Annotated in this window: 14 protein-coding genes; 7 read left to right on the plus strand and 7 right to left on the minus strand. The window is 65.8% G+C overall.

Going from position 1 to position 14,368, the window contains the following annotated elements; all coding sequences use genetic code 11:
- Positions 1–2: 2 nt before the first annotated feature.
- The 4 genes from ACQY4V_RS19490 to ACQY4V_RS19505 form a co-directional block, all read right to left on the minus strand.
- A complete protein-coding gene (locus ACQY4V_RS19490; RefSeq protein WP_428514587.1) occupies positions 3–1,643 on the minus strand; it encodes a capsule biosynthesis protein in 1,641 nt (546 codons plus the stop codon).
- On the minus strand, positions 1,621–2,280 hold the full coding sequence (locus ACQY4V_RS19495) for an ABC transporter ATP-binding protein (protein ID WP_152496683.1): 660 nt from the start codon (positions 2,278–2,280) through the stop codon (positions 1,621–1,623). Before ACQY4V_RS19495 ends, ACQY4V_RS19490 begins: the two co-directional genes overlap by 23 nt.
- A 207-nt stretch (positions 2,281–2,487) precedes the next feature.
- Positions 2,488–3,516, minus strand: a complete 1,029-nt coding sequence (locus ACQY4V_RS19500; protein WP_428514590.1) for a permease — start codon at positions 3,514–3,516, stop codon at positions 2,488–2,490.
- Positions 3,509–3,862: an ArsR/SmtB family transcription factor gene (locus tag ACQY4V_RS19505; RefSeq protein WP_428514592.1), complete on the minus strand. Its 354-nt coding sequence runs from the start codon at positions 3,860–3,862 to the stop codon at positions 3,509–3,511. The genes ACQY4V_RS19500 and ACQY4V_RS19505 overlap by 8 nt, the downstream gene beginning before the upstream one ends.
- Positions 3,863–4,018: 156 nt before the next feature.
- On the opposite strand from ACQY4V_RS19505, the gene ACQY4V_RS19510 reads away from it, so the two are divergent.
- Together ACQY4V_RS19510 and ACQY4V_RS19515 are read left to right on the plus strand one after the other, a co-directional pair.
- A complete protein-coding gene (locus ACQY4V_RS19510; protein WP_428514594.1) occupies positions 4,019–5,041 on the plus strand; it encodes an aspartate-semialdehyde dehydrogenase in 1,023 nt (340 codons plus the stop codon).
- Between the two features lie 159 nt (positions 5,042–5,200).
- The gene (locus ACQY4V_RS19515; RefSeq protein WP_428514596.1) at positions 5,201–6,838 is read left to right on the plus strand and encodes a DUF4139 domain-containing protein; all 1,638 of its coding nucleotides are present in this window, start codon (positions 5,201–5,203) and stop codon (positions 6,836–6,838) included.
- A gap of 70 nt (positions 6,839–6,908) precedes the next feature.
- Here the strand turns inward: ACQY4V_RS19515 and ACQY4V_RS19520 are convergent, their stop codons facing one another.
- Positions 6,909–7,559, minus strand: coding sequence for a carbonic anhydrase (locus ACQY4V_RS19520; RefSeq protein WP_428514598.1), 651 nt, complete (start codon positions 7,557–7,559; stop codon positions 6,909–6,911).
- 153 nt (positions 7,560–7,712) lie between these two features.
- Here ACQY4V_RS19520 and ACQY4V_RS19525 point away from each other — a divergent pair, with 153 nt between their 5' ends.
- The 5 genes from ACQY4V_RS19525 to ACQY4V_RS19545 all read left to right on the plus strand — a co-directional run bounded on the left by ACQY4V_RS19525 (position 7,713) and on the right by ACQY4V_RS19545 (position 12,205).
- A complete protein-coding gene (locus ACQY4V_RS19525; RefSeq protein WP_428514600.1) occupies positions 7,713–8,093 on the plus strand; it encodes a hypothetical protein in 381 nt (126 codons plus the stop codon).
- Between the two features lie 65 nt (positions 8,094–8,158).
- On the plus strand, positions 8,159–9,538 hold the full coding sequence (locus ACQY4V_RS19530; protein ID WP_428514602.1) for a leucyl aminopeptidase family protein: 1,380 nt from the start codon (positions 8,159–8,161) through the stop codon (positions 9,536–9,538).
- The gene (locus ACQY4V_RS19535) at positions 9,535–10,389 is read left to right on the plus strand and encodes an NlpC/P60 family protein (RefSeq protein WP_428514604.1); all 855 of its coding nucleotides are present in this window, start codon (positions 9,535–9,537) and stop codon (positions 10,387–10,389) included. The genes ACQY4V_RS19530 and ACQY4V_RS19535 overlap by 4 nt, the downstream gene beginning before the upstream one ends.
- Positions 10,386–11,348: an agmatinase gene (gene speB / locus ACQY4V_RS19540; RefSeq protein WP_428514606.1), complete on the plus strand. Its 963-nt coding sequence runs from the start codon at positions 10,386–10,388 to the stop codon at positions 11,346–11,348. Before ACQY4V_RS19535 ends, speB begins: the two co-directional genes overlap by 4 nt.
- The gene (locus ACQY4V_RS19545; protein ID WP_428514608.1) at positions 11,345–12,205 is read left to right on the plus strand and encodes a class I SAM-dependent methyltransferase; all 861 of its coding nucleotides are present in this window, start codon (positions 11,345–11,347) and stop codon (positions 12,203–12,205) included. The genes speB and ACQY4V_RS19545 overlap by 4 nt, the downstream gene beginning before the upstream one ends.
- Here the strand turns inward: ACQY4V_RS19545 and ACQY4V_RS19550 are convergent.
- Together ACQY4V_RS19550 and ACQY4V_RS19555 are read right to left on the minus strand one after the other, a co-directional pair.
- Positions 12,183–13,520: a lytic murein transglycosylase gene (locus ACQY4V_RS19550; RefSeq protein WP_428514610.1), complete on the minus strand. Its 1,338-nt coding sequence runs from the start codon at positions 13,518–13,520 to the stop codon at positions 12,183–12,185. The two genes, ACQY4V_RS19545 and ACQY4V_RS19550, sit on opposite strands and share 23 nt — an antisense overlap.
- A gap of 97 nt (positions 13,521–13,617) precedes the next feature.
- The gene (locus ACQY4V_RS19555) at positions 13,618–14,319 is read right to left on the minus strand and encodes a helix-turn-helix transcriptional regulator (protein ID WP_428514612.1); all 702 of its coding nucleotides are present in this window, start codon (positions 14,317–14,319) and stop codon (positions 13,618–13,620) included.
- Between the last annotated feature and the right edge of the window lie 49 nt (positions 14,320–14,368).

A 14,368-nucleotide genomic window follows, 5' to 3' on the forward strand; every position in this document is an offset into this window, starting at 1 on the left:
TCTTACGACGAAACCTGTTCCTTGAGCACCGACGCGGTGAGCGACAAGAGCAGGTAGATACCGCCGAAGATCAGGAAGGCAAGCAAAGTGTTCTCGAACTTGCGCGGATAGGAGGGATCCTGCGAAGCGACGGGTTTCACCGCGACGGTCAGGTAGCGCACCTGCTTGTTCGCCTCGATCTCGGACTGGCGCTTGGTTTCCAGCGCGGATTGCAGCACCAGGTCTGAGGTGGCGAGGTCGGCCTGCGCCATCTGGATCTCGGCGGCCTGGCTGGCGAGCGAGGTGCGTTCCTCGGTCGCCTCGGTCAGGCGGGCGTTCTGCTTGGCGAGTTCGCGCGACAGCACCTGCACCTCGGAGCGCAGCGCCTCGACCCGGGCGGTGTTGGGGCGGGCATTGGCAAGCTGGGTGTTGAGCGCCAGCTGCTTTTCCTGGAGCTGCAATTCGACGTTGCCGATCAGCTGACGGATATTGGCGATTTCGCCCTCGGGGTCGAGGATCGAGCCTTCCTGCAACTCGACGAGCCGACGCTGGGCCGCGCGGCGTTCTTCCTTGGCCTCTTCCAGCGCGGCCTCGGCGGTTTTCACGGCGTCGAAACGTTTCTCCTGGCTGAGCGAGTCGACATTTTCCTCGGCATATTCGATCAGCTTTTCAGAGAACTCGCGGCTGGTTTCGGGGTCGGCGGTGGCGACCTCCAGCCGGATCACGCCCTCGGTCGGGTCATAGCCGAGCTTCACGTATTTCTGGTAGACCTTGTAGGCCTCTTCGTTGGTGGCGTCGGGATCGAGCCGCTGGATCGGGTCGATCTCGTCGCTGCTGAACATGGCCTTGAAGCCGACATCCTCGTTCAGCCGCAGCATGGCATCCTTGGACTCAAGGTAGGACTGGACCGCGATGGAATCCTGCCCGGTGGCGAATTGCGAGGGCAGAAGACCGCCGAGGCCCCCTTTGCCACCGCCCGAGCCGTCGGCGGTGATGATCAGGAATTCCGACTTGGTCGAGTACATCGGCGTGGCGATGTTGTAGAAATAATACCCCGCGATCAGCGTGGGCAGCATGACGAAGGCCGCCAGCCGCGAGACAAGCAGCAGCATCTTCTTGCGGCGGCGCGAGGCGATGTCGCGCTGGATCTTCTGGATTTCCTGGGCGCGCCGGTCGGCCGGGCTGAGCTCGGTCGAGGGCAACGCGACCTGCCCTACCGGCACGGTCTGGGGTAGTTGGATGCGCTCGCCGCCGGTCTGGGCCGGCTGGGTGTTTTCCCCCGCCGACACAAGCTGGACGATGTTGGAGCCTTGGAACGGGTCGATGCCACGGGCCCGCAGCAGGCGGACCGCGTCGAAGTCGGATGTCGGCGCGAGGCCGTGTTTCTGGGCCATGCGCCGCGCCATGCGCAGTTGCCGCCCGGTCAGGCCCTCCTTGCGGATGTCATCGATGTTCTGAGACACCGAAACCTCTCGGGCGGATGTCACCTCGCCCTCGTGCAGGCGGGGCGCGTCGGCACTGTCCGCGGGGGGCTGCGGCGGCGTGGTGTCCGGCGTCTGCTGGACCTCCTCGGCGGGGGTCTCCGGGCCGGGGGAGGCGGCATGGGCGCTGCCGCCGGAGGTGCGGCGGATGCGGAACTTTCTAGCCTTGGGTTTCATAGTCATAGAGCTGTTTTGCCTCTTCCAAGGTGTCGAACATATGCAGTTTTCCGTCCATCAGGACGGCGGCCTCCTGCGCGAATTTCTCGAGCGTGGCGGGCTGGTGCGATACGATCACCACTGTGGTCGTGCGCAGTCGTTCCCGAAGGATGTCGCCCGCGCGCCGGTTGAATTCGACGTCGGTGGAACTGGGCATGCCCTCGTCGATGAGGTACATGTCGAAATCCAGCGCGAGCATCAACGAAAAGGTGAAGCGCGATCTCATGCCCGTCGAGTAGGTGCCGAGCGGCTGGTCGAAATATTCGCCCAGATTGCAGACATAGCGGCAATACGCCTCGACGTAATCGGGATCGAGCCCGTAGAGCGTGGCGATGTAGCGCGCGTTTTCGCGGGCCGAGACGCGGCTGATGACACCGCCCATGAAACCCAGCGGAAACGAGATGCGGCAGCCGCGGCGAATCTCGCCCTCGTCGGGTTTTTCAAGGCCCGCCATCATCTTGATCAGCGTGGTCTTGCCCGTGCCGTTGGGCGCGAGGATGCCGAGCGAGCGGCCAAGTTCCACCCGGAACGAGACGCGGTCAAGGATCACCTTGCGCTGCGTGCCCGTCCAGAAGGACTTGCTGACATTGTCGAACTCGAGCATCAGGGGCTCCGTCGCTGCTCTTGCCCTCGTTTAGCGAGGTTTTCTTAAGACCATATTGGTCTTGATCCCGCACATTATGTCGGAATTGTCCACGATGTGACAACAAATCGGGGCAAATTTGTGTGCTTGATAAGAAAAAACGAGGAAACGGCGCGAAAGCGGGGAAGCTCTCGCGCCGCGTGGTTGAAATGAAGGGGGGTTGCAGGGTCAGGAGATTGCCTGCCACGCAATGCCGGCGAGCACGGCGCCGGTGATGCCGAAGCCGAAATAGGCGAAGAAGATACGTGGCTTGACCAGCGCCCAGACAGCGATGGCGGCGGGAATGCAGCTGACGCCGCCAGCGATGACGAAACTCATGGCGGCACCCTGGCTCATGCCCTGGGCCAGCAGCGCGTCGACCAGTGGCACGGCGGCATACCCGTTGAGGTAGGCGGGCGCGCCCACAAGAGCGCCGAGAAGGATCGTGCTGATACCGTCGCCGCCAAGGACCGTGGCGATGGTTTCGGCCGGGATGTATTTCAGCATCACCGCCTCGATCACGTAGGCGAGCGTCAGCCATTTCAGCAGGAAGAAGCCGTTATCGATAACGTTCTCGCGGAAGGTGGCGGTGCGCTCGTCCTCGGCCCAGAAACGCCAGACAGGGCTGCCTTGGAACGGCTTTTTCGCGCCGCAGCACCCGCCGGTCTGGCGGTTCTCGCGCAACGGGTCGGCAAAAAGGGGCGACCGGGCCAGCGCCATGGTGGCAAAGCCGCCCATGAGGCCCAAGCCCACCGCCGCGGCGGCCTTGGCCATGGCGAAGTCCCAGCCGATGGTGCCTGAGGTGATCAGGAACATCGCCGGGTCCATCAGCGGCGAGGCCAGCCAGAAGGCCATGACCGCACCGAGAGGCGCGCCGAGGGCCAGCATGGCGGCAATGAAGGGAATGACCTCGCACGAGCAGAAGGGCGAAAGGCCGCCCAGCACAGCGGCGAGGAAGATCATGCGCACCTGCCGCCCTTCGAACGCCTTGGCCAGCAGGGTCTCGGCCCCGGTGGCCTTCATGTAGGCCACGGCGAGGACTGCGAAGACGATGAAAGGCGCGGTGTGCAGCAGCGCGCCGGCGGTGAAGGTGACCGTGGGCCAGAATTGCGGCGGATCGAGGACCGCAACGGCGGCGAGGATCAGCGCCAGCGCCAGCCAGGCCTTGTCGAGGCCGGCCCACTTGCGGCGCAGGGTGGGGGCGGTGATGTCAGCCATTGGCGTGGTCCTCGGTGTCCTCGTGGGCGCAATGGTCCCTGTCGGCGCAGCATTCGCGCAGCAGGAAATCGGCCAATGCGTGCAGTTCGTCATAGGCGACGGCGGCGCAGAGGATGCTGCGGCCCTGTTTCTCCTGCCGGACCAGACCGGCCTGTGACAGGATTTTCATGTGATGGGTCAGGGTGGATCCGGTGACGCCCGCACGCTCGCCCAATTCGCCGATGCGCAGGCCCTCGGGGCCGGCACGGACAAGGGTGCGCAGCACTGCCAAGCGTTGTTCGGAGCCAAGTGCGGCAAAGGTCGAAGCCGCGAGGGCAAGGTCGAGGTCGGGAATCGTCTGTTTCATATTTCTAGGATTATAGAAATGACCGCTCGCTGCAAGCTATATTTCTAGAAATATCGAAATGAGGACCTGCGCGCGCCACGTGCAGCCCCTTTAACATCGTGCTGCACTGCGGTATGAGCGGCGCAAAGAGACCCGAACCGAAGAGGATTTCCCAAGATGGGTTACAAAATCGTCGTCGCGGGCGCCACGGGCAACGTGGGCCGCGAAATGCTGAACATCCTGGCCGAGCGCCAGTTCCCTGTCGACGAGATCGCGGTGCTTGCCAGCCGTCGGTCCATCGGCACAGAGGTCAGCTTTGGCGACAAGACCTTGAAGACCAAGGACATCGAGGGGTTCGATTTCACCGGCTGGGACATGGCGCTTTTCGCCATTGGCTCGGAGGCCACCAAAAAATACGCGCCAATCGCGGCCAAGGCGGGCTGCGTGGTAATCGATAACTCGTCGCTTTACCGCTATGATGCGGATGTGCCGCTGATCGTGCCGGAGGTGAATGCGGACGCGATCACGGGCTATTCCAAGAAGAACATCATCGCGAACCCCAACTGTTCCACCGCGCAAATGGTCGTGGCGCTGAAGCCGCTGCATGACCGCGCCAGGATCAAGCGGGTGGTGGTCAGCACCTACCAGGCGACGTCCGGCGCTGGCAAGGAAGGCGTGGACGAGCTGTGGGATCAGACGAAATCGATCTACAACCCCACGGACGAAGTGCCGCCGAAGAAGTTCCAGAAGCAGATCGCCTTCAACGTCATTCCGCATATCGACGTCTTCATGGAGGATGGATCGACCAAGGAAGAGTGGAAGATGGTGGTCGAGACGAAGAAGATCGTGGACCCGAAGATCAAGGTCACGGCGACCTGCGTGCGGGTGCCGGTGTTTGTCGGCCACGCGGAATCGGTAAATATCGAGTTCGAGGAGTTCCTGGACGAGGACGAGGCGCGCGACATCCTGCGCGAGGCGCCGGGGATCATGGTCGTCGACAAGCGCGAGGATGGCGGATACGTCACGCCGATCGAATGCGTCGGCGATTTCGCCACCTTCATCAGCCGGATCCGGCAGGACAGCACGATCGAGAACGGTCTGAACCTGTGGTGCGTCAGCGACAACCTGCGCAAGGGCGCGGCCCTGAACGCGGTGCAGATCGCCGAGACGCTGGGCAACCGGGTGTTGCAGAAGGGCTAAACCCTTTACATTGCATCGAAATTCTTGCCGCGCCGTCCTTTTCCAAGGGCGGCGCGGTTTCTTTTTGCAAAAATATTTGTTGGTGCTGCCAAGAACGGCGCCCTTGCACGCGTCCCATCAGAGGCCGATCATCCGGCCAACTATCCTGGAGTAGACATCATGCGTTCGCTTTCCCTTATCGTCCTTGCCGCCCTGCCGTTTCCCGCACTTGCCGAAGATTTCGCGCTGTCGAGTGACGTGGATGCGGTCACGCTCTATCCCCAAGGCGCCACGATCACGCGGCAGGTGCCGTACAGCATCCCGGCGGGGCAGCATCAGCTGATCCTGACGGATCTGCCGCGCTCGACGCCGCTGGCCTCGGTCCGGGTGGCGGTCGAGGGCGCGGCGATGGGCAGCGTCACGGCGCGGCGCGATTTCGTGCCGCCGCGTACCGAGGAAGAGACCGCCGCGTTGCAGGCCGCCCGCGCCGAGGTCGAGCGGCTGGAGGACGAATTGCGCAACGCGCGCGCCGCGGTCGAGACGATCCGGCTGGAGGCAGAGGCCGCCCGGGCGCGCGTGGCGTTCCTAGAAAGGCTGGGCGAAGGCGAGGGCGTGACCGCGCTGGACATCGCCGCCCTGCGCGACCTGTCGTCGATGATCGGGGAAGAGACCTTGGCGGCGCTGCGCGCGGCCCAGGATGCGGAGCGTCGGGCCGAAGCCTTGGCGCGTTCGCTGGAGGACCTGGAAGAAGAGCTTGAGCGGGCGAAACAGGCCGAGGCCGCGCTGGTGCCCGAGGACGAGGACCGCGCGATGCTGGCGGTGGCCGTCAGCGCCGAGGCCGAAACCGAGGGCGTGCTGACCGTGACCTACAACACCGATGCCGCCGGGTGGGAGCCGGTCTACGACCTGCGGCTGGACCGGAGCAGCGGTGCGCTGACGCTGGAGCGCGGCGCTTACGTGTCGCAGTCGACGGGCGAGAACTGGCAGGCGGCGGAACTGACCCTGTCGACCGTGCGCCCCAGCGAACAGACCGCGCCGAGCGAGGTCTGGCCGTGGCTGCGCCGGATCTACGAGGAGCCGCCGATGCACCCTGTGCCGCTGGCGCGTGGCGCTGCGGAGGCCGACATGGCCGCAGGCGCCGCGAAGGAAGAAGCCCTGGCCGTCTCGCCGGAGGCGATCGTCGCTGCAGCGGATTTCGACGGGCTGTCGGTGAGTTACAGCTATCCCGGCACGGTCGACGTCGCCACGGGGGCGGACCAGGTGCGCCTGGCGCTGGGCACGCTGGAAACGCAGGCCGAAACGGTCGCCAAGGCGGTGCCGCTGAACGATCCCAGCGCGTTCCTTGTGGCGAGCTTTACCAACGACATGGGCGAATTGATCCTGCCGACCGCCGAGGCGAGCTATTACCTGGACGGGCGGTTCGTGGGGCAGCGTTACCTTGAGCTGATCCCAGCGGGCGAGGAGGCGGAACTGTCCTTTGGCCCGATCGACGGGCTGCGGTTGACGCGCATGGTCGAGGACCGGGCCGAGGGGGATCGCGGCGTGATCTCGAAATCCAACCGGATCCAGGAGACGGTGCGCATCGAGGTCGAGAACCTGACTGGCGAAGCCTGGCCCCTGCGGGTGCTGGACCGGGTTCCGTTTTCCGAGCAGAACGACCTGAAGATCACGTGGGATGCAACCCCGAGCCCGGCGGAGGAACGGGTCGACGACAAGCGCGGGGTGCTGGCGTGGGAGTTTGACCTTGCTGCCGGCGAGACGCAGGAAATCCGGCTGAGCCACACGATCGAATGGCCCGACGGAATGGTACTGCACTGAAACGGTTCGAGGCCCCCGAAAAGAACGCATGCGCCGGCCCCGCCGGAACGGTGCATGTGGCCCGCCGCGGCTAGACCGGAACGAAACCTCTTTCCTCGTGCAGGTAATGCTCGATCACGCCTTCACCGATATCGTGCCAGAGGCCGTGCAGGGTAAGGTGGCCGCTCTCGATGGCCTCGGCGACGAAAGGGAAGGTGACGAGGTTTTCAAGGCTGACCAGAACGGCCTGCTTTTCAAGGGCCGCGACACGCTCGTCGGTGTCCTTGATCTTTTTCACCCGCTCGTAGCCGGGGCGCAGGATGTCCATCCAGCGGCCCACGAAGCTGGTCTTGTCGTTGAGTTCGGGCGCGTCGCCCGAGCACATCGCGTCGCAGCCGCGCACGCCGCCACAGTTGGAATGACCGAGCACGATCACATGCGCGACTTTCAGCGCGGTGACGGCGTATTCCACCGCCGCCGAGGTGCCGTGCTGCTGACCGTCGGGGGTGAAGGGCGGCACGAGGTTGGCGATGTTGCGGTGCAGGAAGAACTCGCCCTGGTCGGCGCCGAAGATCGCGGTGACATGCACGCGGCTGTCGCAGCAGCAGATGACCATCGCGCGGGGATGCTGCCCCTCTTGCGCCAGGTGGCGGTACCAGGCTTGGTTGTCCTGGTATTTCGTGGCCTTCCATCCCCGGTAGCGTTGGACCAGGTAGCTTGGAAGCGGACGTGTGGTTTTCATGGCGGCGCCTGATAGCTTTTTTCCGGACGGTCGGTTGATAGTCGGAATTCTAGAAGAATTCGAGACACAAATTGGTCGGTGCGGAAACCATTTGGGAAGTCTTCGGTCGCAAGGTCCGGCCTGTCGCGGGGGCATGGAATCGTGGGAAAGACCGTGGAACGAATAACCCTACTCAAGCAGTCCGAGACCGTTCACCTGGATCAGAACCGGCTGGAGCAGCTTTATCTGCAACTGGGTGAGGCCGGGGCGGAGGACGTTGTCTGCCGGGCGCTGGAGGAACTGGCGGTGCGGCTGTCGCACACGGAGCGCTGTTTTCGCCAGGAGCAGGTGCAGGACATGCGCAAGAGCGCCCGCAGCCTGATTGCAATCGCCGAGCAGATCGGCATGTGCAAGCTGGCCCGCGTGGCCCGCGACGTCACGCAAAGCATCGACCTGCATGACAAGGTGGCCATCGCGGCCACGCTTGCGCGGCTATTGCGGATCGGCGAGACATCGCTGCATGAAATCTGGGACGTGCAGGATTATTCCGTCTGAGCCCTTGCAGGTACGGTGCTTAAGGCTAGGCTGAGCCGGAACGAAATCATCCCGGGACATGCGTCATGCCGCTTAAATTTGCACCGGAAGGGGCCGATGCCCTTCCGCTTCACGTGATCGAACAGGACGCGCTGGAGGGCTGGTTGGCAGATCAGTCGGCCACCGTCGCGACCTGGGTGCAGGCGGCCGGGTTCACCGGCGGGTTGGGCCAGTCGCTGCTGGTGCCCGACGGCAATGGCGCGCCGGTGATGGCGCTGGCGGGCTATGGCACGGAGGCCGCGCGCAAACGCGGACGATTCCACCTGGCGGCGCAGGCCGCGAACCTGCCGGAGGGCGTCTATCGCCTGGAAGGGCTGGCGCAGGAACGGGCGGCCGAGGAGGCGCTGGGCTGGCTGTTCGCGGGCTATGCCTTTGACCGTTACAAGGATCAGAAACCCGCCAAGGCGACGCTGGTGGCTCCGGAGGGTGTCGACGCGGCCCGGCTGCAGGCGATTGCGGCCGGAGAGGCAATGACGCGCGACCTGATCAATACGCCCGCCTCGGACATGGGGCCGGTGGAGTTGGAAGCGGCCTGTGCCGACCTGGCCAAGGAGCAGGGCGCGGAGATCGAGGTTGTTCGCGGCGAGGCGCTGCTGGACGAGAATTTCCCGATGATCCACACCGTGGGCCGTGCCGCCGACCAGGCGCCGCGCCTGATCGACCTTCGCTGGGGCGATACGGGGCCGAACCTAACGCTGGTGGGAAAGGGCGTGTGTTTCGACACCGGCGGGTTGAACCTGAAACCCGGGGCCAGCATGGGGCTGATGAAAAAGGACATGGGCGGGGCCGCCACGGTGCTGGGGCTGGCCCGGATGATCATGGCGCTGAAGCTGCCGGTGCGGTTGCGGGTGCTGATCCCGGCGGTGGAGAACTCGGTCAGCGGCAATGCATTCCGGCCCGGCGACATCCTGACCGCCCGGAACGGCAAGACGGTGGAGATCAACAACACTGATGCGGAGGGGCGGCTGGTGCTGGCGGACGCGCTGAGCTTTGGTGCCGAGGCGGAGCCGGACCTGATGATCTCGATGGCGACGTTGACCGGGGCCGCGCGGGTGGCGGTGGGCGCGGATATCGCGCCCTACTTCACCGATGACGGCGTGCTGTCTGGCGCGCTGGATGCGGCGGCGGCCGAGGTCGCGGACCCGGTCTGGCGGCTGCCGTTTCACGAGCCTTACGAGGCGATGATCGAGCCGGGGATCGCCGATCTGGATAATGCGCCGAGCGGCGGGTTTGCGGGCGCGATCACGGCGGCGCTGTTCCTGCGGCGGTTCGCGGGGGGCACGCGCTACGCGCATTTCGACATCTACGGCTGGAACCAGAGCGCCGCGCCGGGCCGGCCCAAGGGCGGGGTCGGCATGGGCGCGCGGGCGCTCTTGCAGGCGCTGCCCGAGGTGCTGGCGCTGTGACCGACCGGCGGCGGCTGCATTCCAACGGGCGCGTGGCGGATGCGGGGTTGCTGGGGCAGGTCGAGGCGGAGCTGTTCGTGGAGGGCGACGACCGGCAGGTGATCGTGCCGGTCACGCCGATCCTGTCGGAACCGGAGGGCAAGCGTGAGCGTGAGCTGGTCTTCGGCGAGGGCGTGCGCCTGCTGGAAGAGCGCGACGGCTGGGTATTTGGTTATGCGCTGCGCGATGGGTATGCGGGGTACTTTGCCGCCGATGATCTTGCCGCGCCGAAAGGGCCGCCGAACCACATCGTGCAGGCGCGAATGACCTACGCACTGGGCGAGCCGGATTTCAAGGCGCAGACCGAGCATCTGATGCTGAGCCTGGGCGCGTGGGTGAGCGTCACCGGCACCGAGGGACGCTGGGCTGAGATCCTTGGACCGGACGGTCGGATGTACGTGCCGGCAGTGCATTTGCGCGTGGCCAGCGCGGTCGAGGAGGACCCGGTGCGCGTGGCGGAGCGGCTGATCGGCACGCCCTACGTGTGGGGCGGGAATTCTGCGTTGGGGATTGACTGTTCGGGGCTGGTGCAGGTGGGGTGCCTTGCGTGTGGCGTGGCCTGCCCCGGCGACAGCGACATGCAGGCGGCGGAGCTTGGCGTGGACCTGCCCGAGGACGCGTCGCTGCGACGTGGCGACCTATTGTTCTGGAAAGGGCATGTGGCCTGGGTGGTTGACCCCGACACGCTGTTGCACGCCAATGCCCATCACATGGCCGTGGCCTATGAGCCGCTGGCCGAAGCCATCGCGCGGATCGAGGCGCAGGGGGATGGGCCGGTGACGGCCCGCAAGAGATTGGAGACAATGACATGAGTGACCCGTTCTTTCAGCCCGTTTCGGGCTTCGAGCTGCCGCGTTTCGCGGGCGTTCCGACCTTCATGCGGCTGCCCCATGTGCTGCCGGATCATGCGCGGTATGCGGATGTGGATGTGGGCGTGATCGGAGTGCCTTGGGACAGTGGCACGACCAACCGGCCCGGGCCTCGGCACGGGCCACGGCAATTGCGCGATGCGTCCACCATGATCCGGGCGCAGCATGCGGTGAGCGGGGTGCGCCCGTTCGAGGCGCTGAACTGTGCCGATCTGGGGGATGTGGGGCCGAACCCCGCCGATATCGCCGACAGCATGGAGCGGATCACGACTTTCTACAAAGGCGTGGTGGACGCGGGGATCACGCCGCTGACGGCGGGGGGCGATCACCTGACCAGCCTGCCGGTGCTGCGCGCGGTGGCCAAGGACGGCCCCTTGGGCATGGTGCATTTCGACAGCCACACGGACCTTTTTCACAGCTACTTCAACGGGCAGATGTATACCCATGGCACGCCCTTCCGCCGCGCGGTGGAGGAAGGCCTCTTGGACCCCAAGCGCGTGGTACAGATCGGGCTGCGGGGCAGCATGTACGATTCCGAGGACCGCGATTTCGCCCGGGCCGAGGGGATCCGGCTGATCCTGATCGAGGAGTTCTTCGAGCGCGGCGTGGCCGACGTGATGGCCGAGGCGCGGGAGATCGTGGGCGATAAACCGACCTACGTGTCCTATGACATCGACTTCGTCGATCCGACCTTCGCGCCCGGCACCGGGACGCCCGAGGTGGGCGGGCCGAATTCTTACCAGGCGTTGCAGGTGTGCCGCGAGCTTGAGGGCGTCAACATCGTGGGCGCGGACATGGTCGAGGTGTCGCCGCCGTTTGACGCCAGCGGCAACACCGCGTTTCTGGGCGTGTCGATCATGTTCGAGATCCTGTGCGTGATGGCCGCGGGACGCGCGGCATGAGCGGGATCGTCAATACCGAGCAGGCCGAGCACTGGTCGGGCAAGGCCGGCGAGGTCTGGGTGCGGGAACAGGCGATGTTCGACGGTCTGATGGCGCCGGTGCTGGAGCTGTTGCTGGACCGTGCCGGGTTGCAGGCGGGCGACAGGGTCGTCGATATCGGCTGCGGCACCGGGGCGGGCCTGATCGCCGAAGCGAAGATCGTGGGCGAGGCTGGCCATGTGACCGGGCTGGACGTGTCGGCGCCGATGCTGGACCTGGCCCGCCAGCGGCTGGATGCGGAGGGCGTTGCAAATGCCACCTGTGTTCTGGCGGATGCGCAGGTGCATCCGTTCGGGGACATGGCGGCGGATCACCTTGTGTCACGGTTTGGCGTGATGTTCTTTGCCGACCCGGTGGCGGCCTTCGCCAACATGCGGGGGGCGTTGAAACCGGACGGGCGCATGACCTTCGTGTGCTGGGCCGGGATGGACGGCAACCCGTGGTTTCGTGTTCCCGCCGAGGCCGCAAAGGCCGTGGTGGGTGCGCCGCCGCCGCAGGATCCGCGCGCTCCGGGGCCGATGGCATTCTCGGACGCGGACTATGTCCGGGGGATACTCGAGTCCGCAGGGTTTGACGGGATCGGGCTGACCACAGAAGAGATCACGCTGACGCCGATCGGCGACCTGGAGCAGAACGCCACCTTCGCTTCGCGCGAGGGTCCTGCGGGCCGGATCGTCAAGGATATGGGCGGCGGGCGCGAGGAATACGCCGCCGTGGCGCAGAGGCTGCGCGAAGCCTTGAAGGAGTTTGAGACCCCGGACGGCGCGCTGCGCATCCCGGGGCGGGTGCACGTCGTCAGCGCGACCGCAGGCGGTTGAGCACCTCGCGCGAGGCGAAGCCGTCGGTCTTCATGCCGGCGCTTTGCTGGAAGCCCATGATCGACTTCGCGGTGTTGGGACCGATGATGCCGTCGATCTTTTCCAGCGGGTACCCCATCTGCTGCAACCGGCGCTGGATTTCCTTGCGCTCTTCAAAGCTGACGGGGGTGTAGCCGCGCGGCCAGCTGGCCTGGATCGCGGGGCCGCCCTTGATGCGGTCCGACAGGTGGCCAACGCCGATGGCGTAGGCGTCGGCATTGTTGTAGCGCTTGATCACGTCGAAATTGGCGAAAACCATGAAGGACGCGCCCGAGGGGCCCGCGGGTTGCAGGATGCGGGCCGAGCCGTAGTCGCGCACCGGGCGGCCATCGACGCCGACGACGCCCTGCGCGGCCCATTGCGAGGGCATCCGCGACGTGTCGCCGAAGCGTGCGCCATCGGGCACGCGGACCTCGACACCCCAGGGCATCCCTTTGCGCCAGCCGAAGCGTTTGAGGTACGCGGCGGTGGATGCCAGCGCGTCAGAGGGGTCGTTCGACCAGATGTCGCGGCGGCCATCGCCGGTGAAATCCACGGCGTATGCCTCGTACGAGGTGGGGATGAACTGTGTGTGGCCCATCGCGCCCGCCCAGGAACCCAGGAAGTTGCGCGGCGTGGTATCGCCGTTTTGCAGGATCTTCAGCGCGGCGATCAGTTGCTTTTCAAAGAATGCGCCGCGCCGGCCGTCGAAGGACAACGTGGACAGGGCCTCGATCACCGGGATGTCGCCCATGCGGGTGCCGTACTTGCTTTCCAGGCCCCAGACGGCGGTGACGACCTCGGCCTCGACCCCGTAGGCCTGTTCGATCCGGCTGAGCGCGCTGCGGTGGCGGCTGAGGGCCTGCTGCCCCATCTCGACGCGTTCGGGCGAGGCGGCGCTGTCGAGGTAATCCCAGATCTGGCGCTTGAATTCGGCCTGGTTGCGGTCCTTGGACACGACGTCGGCGTTGTAGCCGATGCTCTGGAAGGCCGCATCGAAAACCCGCGCGCTGATCCCGCGCGACAGGGCACGGCCCCGGAAGGAGCGGACCCAGTTGTCGAAGGCGGGGTTGGAGACGCGGGTGACCTGCGCTTCTCCGGAGTTGTCGCTCAGCGCCTCGGGGCGCAGCTTGGGACGTAGCGATCTGGTGGATACGGACACGCGGGTGACCTGCGGGGTTGGCGTGGCGGCGGCGGGTCGCGCGACTGGCCGGATCGACGATTCGAGGGCCGTGGCCGCCGCCCCGCCGGACAGAAGCGCCGCGCCCAGAACTGGAAAAATGTACCTGACAAACATTGCTCGCCCCTTTTTCCTGGGTTTGATCGGAGCATAGCGTGAAACAGGTTGTTTCAAAAGCGTTCAATCATGTGGCCGGGCGAAGTGTCGCCTGTGATCAGGCCGTTTCCTGGCCCGTGTCGCAGGTCATGGCGGCAAGGCATTCGCGCAACAGGATCGCGCGGCGGGGCCGGAAGGACGCGCCGGTGAGGTCCAGCCCGCGCATCCGGTCGAGGCGGAAGGCTCGGAAATCGCCGCGCAGGTGGCAGAAGGCCAGAAGGCAGAGCGAGGATTGCATGAGGACGACCGACAGAGGGTCGACCTCGCGGCTGGTTTCGCGGCCCTCGGCGTCGGAATAGTCGAAACGGATGGTCTTTTCCTCCCACGTGGCACGCCGCAGGCGGGCGGTGTCGACGCCGGATTGCGGCAGCGGCGTGAACCGGCGGGCCGAGAGGACGGCGTGATCGAGCCGGTGCGCCTGCGTCTGCGGCAGGCGGGCACGCAGCTTGGCCAGCGCCGATTGGGCGGCGTCTGCCAGGGTGCTGTCGCCCACCTCTTCGACCTCGCGCAGGCCCAGCACCAGCGCCTCCAACTCGTCCTCGTCGAAGTTGAGCGGGGGCAGGGCGGCATCCTCGATCAGGCGATAACCGAAGCCCGCCGCGCCGTCGATCACCGCGCCAAGCCCGCGCAGGGCGTCGATATCGCGATAGATCGTGCGGGCGGTCACGTCGAGCCGGTCCGCCAGCGCCTGCGCCGTGGCGGGGGGCGGGACGATGCGCAGGGCCTGCATCAGTTTGAAAAGGCGTTCGGTCCGGGTCATGGCGCGGAGTATGATGCCATATGGTGACGGTTTTTGTCAGCAGGGTTTG

The organism is Roseovarius sp. (assembly GCF_965277045.1).
Classification (GTDB): domain Bacteria; phylum Pseudomonadota; class Alphaproteobacteria; order Rhodobacterales; family Rhodobacteraceae; genus Roseovarius.

What these genes read in the sequence shown, in the direction of transcription:
- ACQY4V_RS19500 (WP_428514590.1), bottom strand. Translation starts at nt 3,516, where the DNA reads ATGGCTGACATCACCGCCCCCACCCTGCGCCGCAAGTGGGCCGGCCTC.
- ACQY4V_RS19555 (WP_428514612.1), bottom strand. Translation starts at nt 14,319, where the DNA reads ATGACCCGGACCGAACGCCTTTTCAAACTGATGCAGGCCCTGCGCATC.
- ACQY4V_RS19495 (WP_152496683.1), bottom strand. Translation starts at nt 2,280, where the DNA reads ATGCTCGAGTTCGACAATGTCAGCAAGTCCTTCTGGACGGGCACGCAG.
- ACQY4V_RS19505 (WP_428514592.1), bottom strand. Translation starts at nt 3,862, where the DNA reads ATGAAACAGACGATTCCCGACCTCGACCTTGCCCTCGCGGCTTCGACC.
- ACQY4V_RS19530 (WP_428514602.1), top strand. Translation starts at nt 8,159, where the DNA reads ATGCCGCTTAAATTTGCACCGGAAGGGGCCGATGCCCTTCCGCTTCAC.
- ACQY4V_RS19510 (WP_428514594.1), top strand. Translation starts at nt 4,019, where the DNA reads ATGGGTTACAAAATCGTCGTCGCGGGCGCCACGGGCAACGTGGGCCGC.
- ACQY4V_RS19520 (WP_428514598.1), bottom strand. Translation starts at nt 7,559, where the DNA reads ATGAAAACCACACGTCCGCTTCCAAGCTACCTGGTCCAACGCTACCGG.
- ACQY4V_RS19545 (WP_428514608.1), top strand. Translation starts at nt 11,345, where the DNA reads ATGAGCGGGATCGTCAATACCGAGCAGGCCGAGCACTGGTCGGGCAAG.
- speB (WP_428514606.1), top strand. Translation starts at nt 10,386, where the DNA reads ATGAGTGACCCGTTCTTTCAGCCCGTTTCGGGCTTCGAGCTGCCGCGT.
- ACQY4V_RS19515 (WP_428514596.1), top strand. Translation starts at nt 5,201, where the DNA reads ATGCGTTCGCTTTCCCTTATCGTCCTTGCCGCCCTGCCGTTTCCCGCA.
- ACQY4V_RS19550 (WP_428514610.1), bottom strand. Translation starts at nt 13,520, where the DNA reads ATGTTTGTCAGGTACATTTTTCCAGTTCTGGGCGCGGCGCTTCTGTCC.
- ACQY4V_RS19490 (WP_428514587.1), bottom strand. Translation starts at nt 1,643, where the DNA reads ATGACTATGAAACCCAAGGCTAGAAAGTTCCGCATCCGCCGCACCTCC.